Source organism: Nitratidesulfovibrio oxamicus, assembly GCF_015731765.1.
Classification (GTDB): domain Bacteria; phylum Desulfobacterota; class Desulfovibrionia; order Desulfovibrionales; family Desulfovibrionaceae; genus Cupidesulfovibrio; species Cupidesulfovibrio oxamicus.
Genome location: NZ_VRYY01000287.1, coordinates 1 through 16163, shown reverse-complemented (window position 1 = coordinate 16163; position 16163 = coordinate 1). Strand labels below are relative to the sequence as shown.

Genomic DNA, 16163 nt, shown 5'->3' with positions numbered 1-16163 from the left:
AGCGCGCGGCCCACGGAGGTCTTGCCCACGCCGGGCGGCCCGGTGAAGCACAGCACCGGCGCGTGCGACGAAAGGCCCTGCGTGCGGTCGGCAAGGGCCTCGCGCACGGTGGCGCGCAGTTCCGCGATGTCGATGGGCTTGGAAAGGTACTGCACCGCGCCGGTCTTCAGGGCCTGCACGGCGGTGTCCACCGTGGCGTAGCCGGTCACCACCACGATGCGCGTGTCCGGGGCCACCCGCCGGGCCGCCTCCATGAGCTGCATGCCGTCCATGCGGTCCATCTTCAGGTCGGTGACGATGCAGTCGTAGCGGCGCCGGACCATCCGGGCCAGGGCCTCTTCGCCGTTGGCCGCCGTGTCCACCGCATAGCCTTCGCGGCCCAGCACGTGGGCCACATTGTCGCGGGCGATGGGTTCATCGTCCACCACCAGCACGGCGGCGGGCTGGGTGGCGCACAGCACGCGCGCCGCCAGATGCTCCAGCACCCGTTCGCGCACCTGGCCAAGGCCCGCGTGGCTGGCGTCGAATACCGCCGCCGCGCGCGCAAGGTCCAGGCTGTCGCGGGTCAGCCCGTTCCACGGCAGGTCCAGCAGGCATTCCACGTAATTGAGGGCGATGGCGTTTTCCGGCGCGGCTGCGTCGGTCTTTTCCATGCGGCCAATTTCCGCCGCCAGCGCCCCGCGCACCGCATCGGGCAGATCCGCCGCCGCGCATCTGGCGCGCAGGCCGGTGGGGTCTGGCTGATCGGATTGGGCGGGCTGACCGGATTGGCCCGCCGCGTCGGATGCGTCTGGCGGGGTGTCCCCGCCCTGCCGCCGAAAAAAGATCATGCGCGCCTCCTCGCATTCCCTTTGGGCTGACCGGCATCACTGTTGCGGAGTGAAGCACCGTTGCATTTCGCAACGCTGTGCTTTTTTTCACGAACCCGCGCGAAACCGGCCTGTTACGCGGACTGGTAGCAGTTGGCGTTGCACTTTGCAACACCATGCGCTCGCCATCCGCAACGCCTCATCACAAAACAAAAACAATAAAATCATAATCATACATGAAACAGCACGTTCTGGCACGGCGCTTGTTTATGCCTGCGCACACACCAACCGCGAGGAAGCAAAATGGGAACCATCCGCGAATCGATCGAGTCGGCATTTGTCGCAGTGGCCTTTGCGGAACGGAACCGGTCGGACGAGGCCGTATGGCAGCTACGCGGGGGCGATGACGACGCCACCCGCCAGGCTCGCCGCACGGAGGCGGCCCAGCCTTCCGCATCTCCCGCAACGGGTGCGCAGACCCGCACCGCAACCGCCGGGCAACGCCAGCGCCCGGTGCTGAGAGCCGAGTAACCATGCCTTTGTTCCATTGTTCGCGGGCGGCCCGCCTCCTTCGCGCAGCCGACCACTCACCCGCCCGCATCCTTTTCGCGGAGGCCGCCCATGCCCGGTAGGTGGTTTCGCCGTACCGCCCCCGGCGGTGACGCCGGGCAGGGCGACATCCGCATGCGTTCCACCACCGCCGTGCGCGTGGAGGAACGTCTGGCCGACTACGCCGAGGCCCTGGCCCTGGCCGAAGCGGGCGAACAGTTGCTGGCCGGGGCGGTGATCCGCCGTGGCGAGGCCCAGGTGCGGCGCATCCTGGTGCTGGGGCACGGCTGCGGCCTGTCCTCGCGCCTTGCGGGCTACGCCCTGAGCCTTGCCGGACGCATGGGCAGCGGCCTGTTGTTCCTGCACGTGGGCGATGCATCGCACGACGCATACCGCCGCGCGGCCTTCGAACGGCAGGCGCGGGCGGGAACCCTTGAATGGGTGGAAGCGGCGCGGGCGCGGGGCATGGCGGCCCTGCACGAGGTGCGCTTTGCCCCGTCCGGAAGGCCGGACCACGCAGTGGAAGAAGCGGCGCGGGCCCATGGCCGCGTCGAGTTGATCCTGAGCGAACCGGAAGAGAGCGAACTGATGCGGGGCCGCACCGGCCTTGCACTGTTCACGGTGGAATGAGGGCGACCGCCCTCGACAACCCCCGCCAACGGGGACAACGGGCCGTCACGCAGGCGGCGCCACCACGGGAGTCAGCAATGGCAACGCAATCAGCACGCAAGCCCTGGGGCAAGACCATCATCTTCGGCATTCTGTCCGCCGCCCTGTACGCAGGGGTATTCGCCTTCGCGGACACCATAGCCGCCCATTTCGCCCAGGGCTCGTACTGGGCCGCCGGGCCCATCGCCACGGTGTTCCTGTTCTCGTACGTGCACGGTGAATTTACCGGCAACCTGTGGAGCGTGCTGGGCATAGAAGCCACCCGCAAGCCCGCCCGCAAGACGGAAACCGTCGGCAAGCCCGCCACCGTCCGCCCGGCCGCACGCCGCGCCACGCTGAACGCATAGGCCCCCAAGGAGACGAAGCATGGACCTTCTTGCCCTCGACCCCACCAAGTTCATCGACCTCACCGCATCGGGCGTCTGTTTCCTGTTCCTCGTCGGCTTCATCGGCGGGCTGGTCAGCGGGTTCATCGGCTCGGGCGGGGCCTTCGTGCTCACCCCCGGCATGATGAGCCTGGGCGTGCCCGGCACCGTGGCCGTGGCCAGCAACATGTGCCACAAGTTTCCCAAGGCGCTGGTGGGGGCCATCAAGCGCTTCCGCTACGGCCAGGTTGACGTGAAGCTGGGTCTGGTCATGGCGGCGTCCGCCGCCGTGGGCGTGCAGATCGGCATCCGCATCCAGCAGGTCATTCTGGAAAAGTGGGGCCAGGTCGGGTCTGACCTGTACGTCAGCCTGTCCTTCGTGGCGGTGCTGGTGCTGGTGGGCGGCTACGTCATGCGCGACGCCCTGCGCTGCGCCCGCTGCGGCGGCGTGGAAACCACCGCGCCCCTGGCCCTGCGCCTGCAGTCCATCGAACTTCCGCCCATGATCACCTTCCGCCGCTCGGGCATCCGCATCTCGCTGTGGTTCACCCTGCCCGTGGGCTTCGCCACCGGCATGCTGGCCGCCACCATTGCCGTGGGCGGGTTCATCGGCGTGCCCGGCATGATCTACGTCATGGGCGTGCCCGGCCTGATGGCCTCGGCCACCGAACTGGTCATCGCCTTCGTCATGGGCCTTGGCGGGTCCATCAACTGGGCCATGCACGGCATGGTGGACATCCGCCTGGTGCTGATCATCCTCGGCGGGTCGCTGCTGGGCGTGCAGCTGGGGGCCATCGGCACCACCTACGTGCGCGAGCACATGATCAAGATGGTCATGGCCGTGATCATGCTCATCGTGGCCGTGAGCCGGGGCATTGCCCTGCCGCGCTACCTGGTGAAGCTGGGCCTGATGGACATGTCGCCCGAAATGCTCGACGTGCTGGGCAAGATAAGCTTCGCGTCCATGTGCCTGGCCCTGCTGACCGGCGCGGTGATCATTCTCGGCAGCATGTGGAAGGGCCGCGCGGCCGCGCGGGAGGAGGCGCATGGGCAGGCTTGAGCGTCTGCTGGTGCCCGTCACCGGCGATGAGCATTCCCTGTACGCGCTGGACCAGATTCTGGAGTTTGCCGCCACCCGCAAGTGCCGGGTGGCGGTACTCTCGGTGGTGCCGCCCTACACCGGCGACCTTGGCTCCAGCGCGCTGGCGGACCTGAAGCGGCTGCTGCGCCAGCCGAGCGAAATGGCCCTGGCGCGCGCGCTGGAAATGGCCAACGCGCGCGGCATGGACATCGACTGCCTGTGCGAGGAAGGCGAGCCCTTCGAGGTCATCGTGGACACGGCCCGCAGGCTGAAGGCCGACCTCATCGCCATGGGCGTGGCCGACCGTTCCGCCCTGGGGCGGCTGGTGCGCGGCAACGTGCCGTTGCGCACCATCGGCCACAGCGAGCGCGACGTGCTGCTGGTGCCGCAGGGCGCGGTGCTGGGGTTCCGGTCCATCCTGCTGGCCACGGACGGTTCGCGCTACTGCACCTATGCCGCCGTCACCGCGCTGCAACTGGCGCGCGAGCATGACGCCGACCTGCACGTGCTGTACGTGGCCGACCTGACCTTTCCCGATTCCGCGGAAGGGCAACTGGCCGCGGACATGGAAATGGAGCACGGCCGGGCCGTGGTGGAGGCCATTGCGGCGCGGGCCGCGCAGGAAGGGGTGCGGGCGCGCGGACACGTGACCCAGGGAGAGGCGGCGGAGCGCATCCTTGCCACGGCAAAGCGGCTGGGCGCGGAGTGCCTGTTCATCGCCTCGCACGGCAAGGGTGGCCTTGCCCGGCTGTTGCTGGGCAGCGTGGCAGAAGAGGTGGTGGCCAGCGCGCACATCCCGGTCTATGTGGCCGTGCGGGACCGATTGAGACGATAGGCGCGTCCGAAATATTCAGCGAATTTCGATCAGGCCACCCTCTGCCAACTGCAAAAGGCAGGGGACAAGGGCCGCGTGGTGGGCATGGCACGCCCCCACGCGGCTCTTGTGCGTGCGGAAAGGAAGCGCGGAGGGAAAGGAGAAGGTACGGCCAGCCGGAGGCCTGCGCCGTCTCCGACCAGGTCTCCGCATCCGGCGCACCTGTGGATGCCCGGACCGGACTTTCGGTTGATGTGCTCACCAGACTGAACGGGCTGCCGCCTTGCGGGCCGGACGATGAAGACGTGGGGAAATTCCGGGGCGGCGGGGTGGAGTGGGCGGGAGTTCGGGATACGCCCCTGCTCTGCCGCGGCAGACGGACCTTGGGGGCCTTGGGCAGCAAGGAATAGTGTGCTGTCAGCGGACTGCGGACGATTCGGGAACGGCAGGCTACGAACCGCAGCTCCCGGCGGGCGGCCACGAAAAACCGGGCGTCAGCGCGGCGGAAGAAACGCCACAACTGGCGCGCGCGTGGGTGTGAAAAACGGCTAGACGCTGGCGTGCAGCAGCAGGCCGGGGGCAAGGCCATCCGCGGTCTGCGCCGCAGCGCCGGAGGGGCCGTACCCTGCGGCAAGGCCGCCCGTGCGGCTTCCGGCCTGCCCGGCAAGCCCGGTGAGAGAGGACAGCGCGCCGGACAACAGGCTGGTCATGGAGCCTGCTGTGGTACCCGCGGTCTGCGCGCCGGAAGCGGCATCAAGGGAGGCATTGGGGGCGACACCGTTTTCCGTGGCGTCTTCCACGCCCATCTTGCGCAGCATGTCCAGCAGCGACTTCATGGCATCGGACCCGCCGTCGCCATCGCCCTCCGCCGCCTGCTGCACCAGGGTGGCCTTGGCGGCCTCGGCCCCCTGCACCGCGTCGTCGGCAAGGTTGCCCGCGCCCGCCACCATGAACCGCTCGGAAAGGCCGTTGTCAAAGTAGTCGTTGAGCGCGTCGTTGAGCCCGCCGCCATTGAGTTGCGCCATGAACGCATCGCCCGATGCCGTGCCGAACTGCCGGTCCACGAAGCGCAGGGCGTTCAGCAGCCCCTCGCCCAGAGAATCCTCGGTGACCGGGCCATCGCCGACGCTCTTGTACACGATGCCCATGACGGCGGTGGCCGCAGCATCGCCGAACTTGTCGGCCACCCAGCGCACGCTGCCGGACAGCGCGCCGGAAAGGGCATCGCGCTCGGCGTCGGTCGGTGCCGTGGACGCGGCGCCCGTGGTGACGTCGGCGTTCGTGTCTGCGGTGTCCGCAGTGGCGGCGGCGGGCGCAACCGATGTCCGGCGCACGATGTCCGCGCCGAACACGTCGGCGGTCTTGTCCGGCGAAAGGCCCGAAGCCCGCGCACCCGCCCCCGTGCCACCGCCCGAACCGACAGACGCGCCCAGCAGCGCGCCCAGCCCTTCCCCGTACGGAGAAAGGCCGTTTTGCTTGCGCAGCGCGCCAAGGGTCATATTCAGGCTCATGCGGTGCTCCCGGGGGCGTGGCACACCCCGCTGGTCGTCTTTTCGGCAGCACCGGGCAGGATATTAGGGGGCGGGTGGAAAATTCCCTGCGGGGGGCTGCTCCTGCGCGCCCACGAACACCAGCAGCGGCCCGTAGTCTTCACCATCGGCGGCGCGCAGGGCCGCGATATAGGCGGTGCGCCGCGCCGAATCGGCTTGCAGGTTCACCCCGGTGGCCCAGTCGATGGGGGGTTCATTGAAATACTGTTTCAGATACTCGTCCGCCGCGATGCGGGCGTGGCGCCCGTTGCCGTTGGGAAAGGGATGGATCTTCACCAAGCGATGGTGGAAGCGGGCGGCAGCCTCTTTTGGAGACCAGGTGGCGTTTTCCGCCCAGAAGCGGGCATCGCCGCACAGCGCATGTAACTGCACGGCCACCTGTAAGGGCGCCACCCCGATGTTTTTTTCCGTATTCCGGAACCTGCCCGCCCAGCGCCACACGTCGCCGAACAGCTTGTCGTGCAACTTGCAAAGAAAATTCAGGGTCAAGATGTCGCCCTTACGTTTGCGCCCCAGCCAAGCCCCACCTCGCTGTATGTTGTCCTGCTCCAGTTCATCCAGTTCACCGCGCGTGGCGACATGCTTGTGCTTCAGGCCGCGCGTCTCGTTGGGATCAAGGAGCGTCGCCCCTTCAGGTCCGGGGAACATCAGCGTTCCTCCCAGAAATCCGGGGGGGGGTTACGCACAAGTTCTTCGGTCATCCTCACGATTTCCTCCTGCACCCGTTCTGGCGGCAGGGCCTGCTGCTCCAGCGCCATGTGCCCGCTGGCCCATAGCACCAATGCTTCGGCCTTTGCGCGCGCCTGCCGTCGAAGAACATCCTCCACCCGCCCGCTTTCCAACTGCGTTTTTTCCATCTGTGCATCCGGCACAATGGCGTAGACGAAGCGGCATCCCAAAGCCTGGGCCATCTTTTCCATCTGGCGCAGAGTGATGGCCCCTTCCGGCTCGCTACGTTCATGCTGGTACACGGCGGCATTGGTCACCCCAAGGCGCCGGGCCAACTGCGCGCCCGACATACCCAGCGCCTTGCGTACGGTTGCAATCCAGCCCCCTTTGGGTACGGACACTCCGGAAACCTTGCCAGCCGCCGCATCCACCAGCCTAGCCTGTTGCGAACGAACCGTATTCCTGACACTCATAGGTAGCTATTCCTATCTTTTTTGATTTTGAAAGATAGTAATACATATTTTTTCATATGCCAATAAGGTAGCTATGACTATCTTATCTCTCGTCCACCCGTCGTTGCCCGCCTGCCGCGTTCTGACCGTGCGTCCCCGCACGCCCCACCGCCCGTACGGCCCCCCTTCCCCCCTGCGCCGTGCCCCTCACACACGCCCATCGTCATCCGCAACGCCGCGTCCTGCCTGCATCCCCGCCATGTTTTACAATGATGTCAAGCCGGGGCCTTTTCATTGACCCCCCCCGCGTATCTGCTATGGCTAGCATTGCCCCGACCTGTTTCCCGCCGGACCTTCGTCCGGCTTCACACGCGCCACCCGACGCGGCACTTACAGACACACCACGGCCTTGCGGGGCCGGCCGGGCCGCGACCCGGGCGCGAAGCACCAATTGCAGGAGGTGCACATGGACTTTCCCGTATTCAATTGCAAGAACGGCGATGATGTCATCAGGGCGGTCAAGGAATACAACGTCAGCTTCATCCAGTTCTGGTTCGTGGACATCCTGGGCAACCTGAAGAGCTTCCAGGTGACCCCCAGCGAACTCGAGTCCGCCTTCGAGGAAGGCATGGGCTTTGACGGCTCGTCCATCCTGGGCTTCACCCGCATCGAGGAAAGCGACATGGTGGCCTTTCCCGACGCCACCACCTTCCAGATCTGCGCCTGGCGGCCCATGGAGCGCCCGGTGGCGCGCATGTTCTGCGACGTGCGCAACCCCGACGGCACCCCCTACGAGGGCGACCCCCGCTACATCCTGCGCAAGCTGACCGAAAAGGCCGCGCAAAAGGGCTATACCTACTACGTGGGGCCGGAACTGGAGTTCTTCCTGTTCGCCAGTTCGCAGTGCCCGCAGCCCATCGACGCGGGCGGCTACTTCGACGCGCCTCCGCTGGATCTCGGCAACGACGTGCGGCGCGACATCATCTTCGCGTTGCAGCGCATGGGCATTCCCGTGGAGTATTCGCACCACGAGGTGGCCCCCTCGCAGCACGAGATCGACCTGCGCTACAACGAGGCCATGAAGATGGCCGACGTGGTCATGACCTACAAGGTCGTGGTCAAGGAAATGGCCCGCAAGCACGGGGTGTACGCCACCTTCATGCCCAAGCCCATCTTCGGCCAGAACGGCAGCGGCATGCACGTGCACCAGTCGCTGTTCCGCAACGGCCGCAACGCCTTCTTCGACCCCAACGACCCGCACCACCTTTCGGGCGAATGCCGCTCGTACATCGCGGGCCTGCTGAAGCACGCGCGCGAGTTCTGCTGCGTCACCAACCAGTGGATCAACTCGTACAAGCGCCTGGTGCCCGGCTACGAGGCCCCGGTGTACCTGGCCTGGGCGCAGCGCAACCGTTCGGCCCTCATCCGCGTGCCCATGTACAAGCCCGGCAAGGAAGCGGCCACCCGCATCGAACTGCGCAGCCCCGACCCGGCCTGCAACCCCTACCTGGCCTTTGCCGTGATGCTGGCCGCCGGGCTTGAGGGCATCGAAAAGAGCTACGAACTGCCCAAGGCCGTGGAAGCCAACATCTTCCACATGGGCGAGGAAGACCTGACCAAGCACGGCATCGGATCCCTGCCCGGCTCGCTGTACGAGGCGGCCATGGAACTGAAGGGCAGCGCCCTGATGCAGGAAGTGCTGGGCGAACACACCCACGCCAACCTTGTGGGCAACAAGCTCATCGAGTGGGACGACTACCGCACCCACGTCTCCGAGTTCGAATTGCGGCGCTACCTGCCTGTGCTGTAGCGCGCGCACCCGATACGCCCCGCAAATGCAAGGCGTCGCGACCAGTTGGCCGCGACGCCTTTTGTTTTTGGTAAAACCGGGGGAAGGAACCTTTTAAAAAAGGTTCCTTCCCCCGGACCCCCCAACCGCCCAAACTTTTCAGTTGGTCCGTTGGGCAATCGCACAGCGTGATCAACCTCCCACCTCCCCAAACCTTAACACAAGGTTTAGGGGGAGCTTCAGCCGTCATGCGAGTCTTCGAGCATTGCCCCAGCCGTTGGGTGAGCTTGCGAACCTTACGGATGGGGACCGCACCGCGCGGATGAAGACAGCAACGCGGGGTCCGGGGAGGGAGACCCTTTTCGCTCTGCGGTCGCCATCCGTAAGATTCGCGCTTCGCGCTCATCAACGGCTGCCGCAAAGGGTCCCCTCCCCGGTTTGCTTTTCCAAAATCTCAATCCTGTTTGCGCCCGCGCCCCACGGAAACCAGCACGCCCAGGCACGAGAACGCGGCGGCCACGGCAAGGCCGGTGCGGGTGGCGGACAGGAATTCGGGCAGCACGGCGGGGGTGATGGCGGCCTCGCCCAGGTGCAGGGCGAAGATGAGCGAGACGGCGGTCATGCTGCACGCCATGCCCAGGGTGCGCATGGCCCCCACCATGCCGGAGGCCACGCCGAAGTGGGCATTGTCCACGCTGCTCATGATGGCCACCGAGTTGGCCGTGACGAAGATGCCGAACCCGATGCCGATGCACACCAGTTCCGCCGCCAGCAGCCACACGGGCATGCCCGGCGACAGGGTGGCCATGGCCAGCAGCAGCCCCGCGGCGCTGAACAGCATGCCCGCCGTGGCCACGCGACCGGGGTCGGCCCGGTCGGACAATCGGCCCGACAGCGGCGCGGTAAGCACCTGCATCACCGGCTGGATGAGCAGGATCAGCCCGGCCTCGCGCGGGGGCAGGCCCTTGGCGTATTGCAGGAACAGGCTGAACAGGAAGGTGACGCCGAACACGGCGGCATAGTTGCCGAAAGCGGCAAGGCAGCTCAGCGAGAAAAACCGGTTGCGCAACAGCAGGTCCACGTTCAGCAGGGGGCTTTTGCTGCGTTCCTCCACCTTCAGGAACAGCACAAGGCCCGCCAGGCCCGCCGCCATCAGTCCCGGCCCCAGCGGCACGGAGGTGGCGCGGGCGGCCCCGGTCATGACCATGCACACCGACACCGCGTAGACGAGGCTGCCGGGCCAGTCCATGTGCGCGCCCCTGTCCGCGCCGGGCTGCGGGCGCATGCGCCACAGGCACATGGCCGTGGCGCCAAGGCCGGGGGGCACCACCATCAGGAACACGCTGCGCCAGCCGAAGTGGTCCGTGGTGTAGCCGCCCAGCACCGGGCCGATGGACAGCCCGGCATAGGTGAATGCGGAGACGATGCCGATGACCCGGCCCCGCAGTTCCGGCGGGTAGGCCGCCGCCACCAGCGCCAGGCTGCCGGACAGCATCATGGCCGCGCCGATGCCCTGCCCGAAGCGCAGGGCCATGACCAGCTCCACCGAAGGCGCCAGGCCCACCAGCAGGGTAATGCCGGTGAACACGGCAAGGCCGGGCAGCAGCACCCGGCGCTGCCCCACGATGTCGCCAAGCCGCCCGCAGGCCAGCATGCTCATGGCCAGGGCAAGGGCGTACAACTGCTCCACAAGGCCCAGCTGCACGGCGGACGCGCCCAGGTCGCGCCCCAGCGAAGGCAGGGCCACGCCCACGGCGGTGAGCATGAACGGCACCATGAACTGGGCGATGCACACGGTGGCCAGCACCATGCGCGGCGATCCGGCATCTCCCAGCCGTACCGGCGTGAACTGCATGCGATACCTCGCGGAAAGAATGATGGCCCGCATCGCACGTCCCCGCCCGCCCTCGTGCCGTGCCAGGGTGGACGGCGCAAGAACCGTGCAGGGACGGGTCGCGTCGCGCATCCGCGTGGCGAAGCGCGACGAACCGGAATGATGCGGGGTGGAGGCTAGTACCTACGACCGGGCCGCGCCGGTGTCCACCCCGGCGGCAGCGCCACTGTCACCGGCGGCCATGGCCCGCTCGACCGTCTGGCCTGCCTGGCCTGCCTGGCCTGTTTGGCCCGTACAGCCTGATCGGCCTGCCCCACCTGTCCCCTCCATTCTGTCAGGCTATTCGGCTCGTTCCACCTGTCCGGCCTGATCCACCAGCAGCGCGCCCAGTTCGCGCGCACGGGCACAGTCCTGCGGAAAGACCTCTTCGCGCCGCTTGGCCTTGGCCACCGGGTCCCAACTGGTGGAGACGTACTTGGAGTAGTCGTCGAACTGGAAGGTGTCCGTGCACAGGAACAGCTCGCAACTGCCGAATATCCTGCGGGTGACCGCCCAGGTGGCCTTTACCGCGCGGTCCTGCTGGTAGTCGGGCATTTTGTCCTCGGGAATGTTCATGGTGTACACCAGCCCCGTGGGCAGCGGACGCGGGAACAGCGGCTGGTAGCCCGGCGTGTAGGACAGGTAGGGGAACAGCAGCCGTTCCAGGAACGAACGCATCTCGCCGGTTTCCGCATAGAAATAGATGGGCGAACCCAGCAGCAGCACGTCGGCCTTGGCCACGCGCTCCAGGATGGGGGTCAGGCCGTCCTTCACGGCGCAATGGCCGTAGCTCTTGCCGCCGATCTTCTTGCAGGCGAAGCAGCTGATGCAGCCCTTGTAGTCGTGCTCGTACAGGTGCACCAGTTCGGTGCTGGGGGTGCGGCCCGCCTGCGTGGCGCGTTCCGCCGCGCCCTCAAGGGCGTTCCGGAGCAGGGTGGCGGTGTTCCATTTCTTGCGGGGGCTGCCGTTGATGGCGATGATGTTCATGGTGCTCCTGCCCGATGGCCGGTTGCGGGTTGCGGGTTGCGGGTTGCGGGTTGCGAATGGACCATGATGCCCTCCGGTGGAAGAAAGGCAAGAACTGTCCTTGAGGGTATATAGTACCCCTTTGGGAACCATTGCGGGCGGGAATCATGTCGACGAATGTCCGGACGGCACAGGACCCGGCGGACGAAAAACGCGGCGCGCACCCCGGCAAGGGCCGGTAGGTGCGCGCCGCGCGGGTGCAGCGATGGTCATGCAGCCTGACGGACAATGCCGTCGCTCTTCACGGCCAGGCCCATCCAGGCGCTGGCCACCATGGGTTCGGGCGACAGGCCCCACAGCGCCACACGCTGCCCGGCCCAGGTCGTTTGCAAATCCGGCGTCCTGCCCGTCTCCGGCCCGGCCCCGCTCCGGCTCAGGTCTGGCCCAGGTCTGGCCCAGGTCTGGCCCAGGTCTGGCCCAGGTCTGGCCCTGTCCGGACACGGCGCCGGGGCCAGTCCGGCAAGCCGGTCACGTTCCGGCCCTGAAGCCCTTCTGCTTGCCGCCCTCCAACAGGGCCTGCGGGTCGAACAGGCCGAACAGTTCTATGAGCTTGGCCACCAGGCCGGTCCACCCGGTCTGGTGGCTGGCGCCAATGCCCGCGCCATTGTCGCCGTGGAAGTACTCGTAGAACAGCACGCAATCACGCCAGTGGGGATCGGTGCGGAACTTCTCCGTCCCGCCGAACACCGGGCGCGCTCCGTCCGGCCCGCGCAGGAAGGTGCGCGTCAGCCGCGCGGCCAGTTCGCGCGCCACCTCGTACAGGTTCATCAGCACGCCCGATCCTGTGGGACATTCGATGCGGAAATTGTCGCCATAGTACATGTAGTACGACAGCAGCGCCCGCACGATCAGCACGTTCACCGGCATCCACACCGGCCCCCGCCAGTTGGAATTGCCTCCGAACATGCCGCTGTCCGATTCCGCGGGCAGGTAGCCCACCCGGTATTCCTGCCCCCCCGCGCGGAACACGTAAGGGTGGTCCAGGTGATGACGCGACAGGGCGCGAATGCCGTAGGGGCCAAGAAATTCGTTCTCGTCCAGCACGCGGGCCAGTATGCGCCGCAACCTCTCCTCGCTCACCAGGGCGATGATGCCCCGGTTGGCGCATCCCAGGTGGCCTGGGCCGGTGGCGTGGATGTAGCCCAGAAGTTCCGGCATGCGGGCCAGGCGAGTGTGCAGGGCCGCGGTGGCCCTGGGCATCCGGGCGCGCTGTTCCTCTTCCACCACGGTTACGGCGCACAACGGCAGCAGCCCCACCAGCGAGCGCACCTTGAGCCGCTGCGAGGTGCCGTCCGGCAGGCGCAGCAGGTCGTAGTAGAAACCGTCCTCTTCGTCCCACAGGCCGTTGCCGCCCTGCCGGTTGATGGCCATGGCGATCCACAGGAAGTGCTCCGCGAACTTGGCGCAGAAATCTTCGTACACCGGGTCGTGCACGGTAAGTTCCGCGCTGATCTCCATCATGTTCTGGCAGAAGAAGGCCATCCACGCCGTGCCGTCTGCCTGTTCCAGTTGCCCACCGGTGGGCAGCGGCGCACTGCGGTCGAACACGCCGATGTTGTCCAACCCCAGAAAGCCCCCCTCGAAGATGTTGTTGCCGTCGCGGTCCTTGCGGTTGACCCACCAGGTAAAGTTCAGGGCCAGCCGGGTGAAGGCGCGCTTCAGGAATTCCACGTCCTGCCGCCCGTGCAGGACATTTTCCGTAAGGTACAGGAACAGGGAGGCCCAGGCGTGCACCGGGGGGTTCACGTCGCTGAAGTTCCATTCGTAGGCGGGCAACTGGCCACTGGGATGCATGTAGATTTCGCGCAGCATCAGGTCCAGTTGCTCCTTGGCGAATTCCGGGTCGGCGGTGGACAGGGCCACCGCGTGGAAGGCCAGGTCCCATGCCGCGTACCACGGGTATTCCCACTTGTCGGGCATGGAAATGATGTGGTCGTTGACCATGTGGAACCATTCGCGGTTGCGCGACTGGCGCTGCTGCCCCAGCAGCGGGTGCGCCTGGTGCTCTTCCAGCCACTTGTCCGCGTCGAAGTAGTAGTACTGCTTGGACCACAGCATGCCCGCCAGGGCCTGGCGCAACACCAGGGCCTCGTCTTCTCCCGCCGAGGGCGGGGTGATGGCGCGGTAGAATTCGTCCGCCTCGTGCTGGCGCGCGGCGAACACCGCATCGTGCCCGGCGCCGAAGGGGTCCGCCGGAAGAGGCACCCCGTCGACCGTAAGCCGCAGGCGAATGGTGGCGCTGCCCCCGGCCGGGACCTGCAGCCGATACCACGCCGCAGCCTTGGTGCCCTCCGGGGCCGGGTTCACCGCATCCAGGATGCCTGCCACCACGCAATCGTTGATGCCGTCCTTGACGTAGGGCTGGGCATTGGGAGTTCCGTACAGGCGACTGGTGTTGGTGTCGTTGCCGGTAAACAGCAGCTGCGGAGTTCCCTCGCAACGCAGGGTGCAGTGGGGCAGGCTTTCCTGGAACAGCGAGGCGGTGTGGCGGGCGGCGATCACCGCATGACCGCCCTCGGTGCCGCCGCGCAACTCCGGTACGTCACCACCATCGGGCCACGACCAGGTGTTGCGGAACCACAGGGTGGGCAGCACATGCAGGGGAGCGGCATCCGGCCCCCTGTTATGGGCGGTGATGCGCGCCAGCACGTCGTTGGGGCCTTCCTTCGCGTATTCCACGAACACGTCGAAATAGCGGTCGTCCGCAAAGCAGCCCGTATCCAGCAGTTCGTATTCCGGATCGAGCCTGGTTCTCCGGGCGTTGGTGCACACCAGATCGTCGTAGGGAAAGACCGCCTGCGGGTACTTGTACAGAAACTTCATGTACGAGTGGGTGGGGGTGCTGTCGAGGTAGAAGTAGTATTCCTTCACGTCCTCGCCGTGGTTGCCCTCGCTGTTGGTGAGGCCGAACAACCGCTCTTTCAGGATCGGGTCGCGCCCGTTCCACAGAGCCACGGCCAGACACAGCACTTGCCGGTCATCGCTGATGCCGCCAATGCCGTCCTCTCCCCAGCGGTAGGCCCGCGAGCGTGCCTGGTCGTGGGTGAAGTGGTTCCAGGCGTCGCCGTCGGTGCTGTAATCCTCGCGTACGGTGCCCCATTGCCGCTCGCTGAGGTAGGGACCCCATTTCTTCCACGGGTGGTGATTGGTGGTGCGCTCTTCCGTGCCCTGGCCACAGGAATTCAGGCGGACGTGTTCCGCCGTATCACTGGTACGTGCCATGCCGATGTCCCCTTGCGTGACGGGTTGCGGGTCTGCGGGGCGGATACGACCAGCCCGGGAAGCCCGGCGGCGGGGGCGGAAACGTGCGGTGAAGACGCGCGGGAAAGGAAGGGAACTGAAGGAGAAGGAAGCGCGGGACGAGGGGGACGGTGTCGCCATGCTCCGAACGGACCGGAGTACCTTTCAGACTACGCCGCTGGCTGCAAATCGCCATTATTTCGGCAGGCGATACCGGCACAGGCGAATGGGTGACCGGCGAAAGCAACGGCGACCGGCGTGAAGGCCGCCCACAGGTTCCGGTTCAGCGCGGCAGGCCATGCGGCGGTCGTTGCTTCGGATGCGCAGCACGCCCTACCCGCATATTTTATACTGAAATATCAAGGTGTTCATTCGCAATGACTGTCGCGCGCAAGCTGAAGAAACCCCTGACGCAGGGTGCGCACCCTGCCGGGACAGGGTTCTGAGGGACGACCCGTGAAGGGCCGCTGGCCGGTGCGTTCAGTCCGCCGGGCGGCAGCGCAATTCCGGCGCCTGGTATCCCCACACCAGCACGGCTTCGCCGCCGTGGACGGCGGCGTCTGCCGACATTCCGGTTGCGCCGGTTCCCCCCGCTGCCCCCGCTGCGCCCGCTGCGCCTGATGCCCCTGCTGCGCCAGACGCGCCCGATACGCCAGACGCGCCAGCCCCCCCGGGCAAGTCGGCCAGACCAGACAGGCCGGACACCCCCGACAGGCCGGACACCCCAGACAGGCACAACCCGACGGAATCCCCCGCCCCGGCTGTCAGGCGCAGCCATTCGTTGCGGCCCCGGTAGGTGGCGGACGCGGCAGCAGGGGCACGACCCGCCGGTACCGGGCCGTCGTCCTGCCGGTACATCAGCGAGACCTGGTCGCCGCGCTCGGCCACGAGGGTGGGCGGGGTGGTGGCGAAACAGGTGACCACCACCTCGTCGGCGGGGCTGGCGCCGCACACGTACCGATGCGGGCCATCCTGCGCCACCAGCCGGTAGCGGGCCTGCAATTCCGCGATGCGCAACACGTATGCGTCGCGCACGCAGGCCCGGCGGTCCGGGCTTTTCCAGCATTCGTCGCGGCCCTTGACCCAGCCGCGCTGCTCGGCCCTGAGAAACGGAGGGTGCTCGTTGGCGGACCTGGCCCGGGCGGCGGCGTAGACTTCGGCCAGGGTACGGTCCAGCCCGGCCAGTTCCGCGTCGGCGCAGACCATGGCTTCGGCGCTGCCGGGCCGCACGTCCGTGCACGGGAACGACGGTCCCTCCGTGGGGGCGGCATCGCCCC

15 protein-coding genes are annotated in these 16163 nt (G+C 67.0%); 6 read left to right on the top strand and 9 right to left on the bottom strand.

Annotated features, from left to right (window positions below):
- On the bottom strand, positions 1-830 hold an 830-nt coding region (locus FVW20_RS10430; protein WP_196609447.1), incomplete at its 3' end, for a response regulator.
- A gap of 282 nt (positions 831-1112) precedes the next feature.
- Here FVW20_RS10430 and FVW20_RS10425 point away from each other — a divergent pair.
- The 5 genes from FVW20_RS10425 to FVW20_RS10405 all read left to right on the top strand — a co-directional run bounded on the left by FVW20_RS10425 (position 1113) and on the right by FVW20_RS10405 (position 4308).
- Positions 1113-1340 (top strand): hypothetical protein, encoded by a 228-nt coding sequence (locus tag FVW20_RS10425; protein WP_196609444.1) that lies wholly within the window; start codon positions 1113-1115, stop codon positions 1338-1340.
- Between the two features lie 90 nt (positions 1341-1430).
- The gene (locus FVW20_RS10420) at positions 1431-1988 is read left to right on the top strand and encodes a putative universal stress family protein (RefSeq protein ID WP_196609443.1); all 558 of its coding nucleotides are present in this window, start codon (positions 1431-1433) and stop codon (positions 1986-1988) included.
- A gap of 77 nt (positions 1989-2065) precedes the next feature.
- Positions 2066-2374: a hypothetical protein gene (locus FVW20_RS10415; RefSeq protein ID WP_196609441.1), complete on the top strand. Its 309-nt coding sequence runs from the start codon at positions 2066-2068 to the stop codon at positions 2372-2374.
- 19 nt (positions 2375-2393) lie between these two features.
- Entirely contained in the window at positions 2394-3452 is a 1059-nt protein-coding gene (locus FVW20_RS10410; protein WP_196609440.1) for a sulfite exporter TauE/SafE family protein, read from the top strand.
- Positions 3439-4308: a universal stress protein gene (locus FVW20_RS10405; protein WP_196609438.1), complete on the top strand. Its 870-nt coding sequence runs from the start codon at positions 3439-3441 to the stop codon at positions 4306-4308. The genes FVW20_RS10410 and FVW20_RS10405 overlap by 14 nt, the downstream gene beginning before the upstream one ends.
- Before the next feature lie 527 nt (positions 4309-4835).
- On the opposite strand, the gene FVW20_RS10400 is transcribed toward FVW20_RS10405, so the two are convergent.
- The 3 genes from FVW20_RS10400 to FVW20_RS10390 form a co-directional block, all read right to left on the bottom strand.
- The gene (locus FVW20_RS10400) at positions 4836-5798 is read right to left on the bottom strand and encodes a hypothetical protein (protein ID WP_196609436.1); all 963 of its coding nucleotides are present in this window, start codon (positions 5796-5798) and stop codon (positions 4836-4838) included.
- Positions 5799-5861: 63 nt separating this feature from the next.
- Entirely contained in the window at positions 5862-6485 is a 624-nt protein-coding gene (locus FVW20_RS10395) for a mobile mystery protein B (RefSeq protein WP_196609434.1), read from the bottom strand.
- On the bottom strand, positions 6485-6979 hold the full coding sequence (locus FVW20_RS10390) for a mobile mystery protein A (protein WP_196609431.1): 495 nt from the start codon (positions 6977-6979) through the stop codon (positions 6485-6487). Before FVW20_RS10390 ends, FVW20_RS10395 begins: the two co-directional genes overlap by 1 nt.
- 445 nt (positions 6980-7424) lie before the next feature.
- Between FVW20_RS10390 and FVW20_RS10385 the strand changes: the two genes are divergently transcribed.
- A complete protein-coding gene (locus tag FVW20_RS10385) occupies positions 7425-8768 on the top strand; it encodes a glutamine synthetase family protein (RefSeq protein ID WP_196609430.1) in 1344 nt (447 codons plus the stop codon).
- Positions 8769-9201: 433 nt separating this feature from the next.
- Here the strand turns inward: FVW20_RS10385 and FVW20_RS10380 are convergent, their stop codons facing one another.
- The 5 genes from FVW20_RS10380 to FVW20_RS10365 all read right to left on the bottom strand — a co-directional run.
- Positions 9202-10602: an MFS transporter gene (locus FVW20_RS10380; RefSeq protein WP_196609428.1), complete on the bottom strand. Its 1401-nt coding sequence runs from the start codon at positions 10600-10602 to the stop codon at positions 9202-9204.
- Between the two features lie 318 nt (positions 10603-10920).
- Positions 10921-11607, bottom strand: coding sequence for a flavodoxin family protein (locus FVW20_RS10375; RefSeq protein WP_196609426.1), 687 nt, complete (start codon positions 11605-11607; stop codon positions 10921-10923).
- Positions 11608-11855: 248 nt separating this feature from the next.
- Positions 11856-11978: a hypothetical protein gene (locus tag FVW20_RS19995; protein WP_269145821.1), complete on the bottom strand. Its 123-nt coding sequence runs from the start codon at positions 11976-11978 to the stop codon at positions 11856-11858.
- Positions 11979-12114: 136 nt separating this feature from the next.
- Positions 12115-14868 carry an MGH1-like glycoside hydrolase domain-containing protein gene (locus FVW20_RS10370; protein ID WP_196609424.1) on the bottom strand — a complete coding sequence of 918 codons (2754 nt, stop codon included), beginning with the start codon at positions 14866-14868 and terminating at the stop codon, positions 12115-12117.
- 498 nt (positions 14869-15366) lie between these two features.
- Positions 15367-16163 (bottom strand): lysozyme inhibitor LprI family protein (locus FVW20_RS10365; RefSeq protein ID WP_196609423.1); only part of this gene is annotated, 797 nt, incomplete at its 5' end.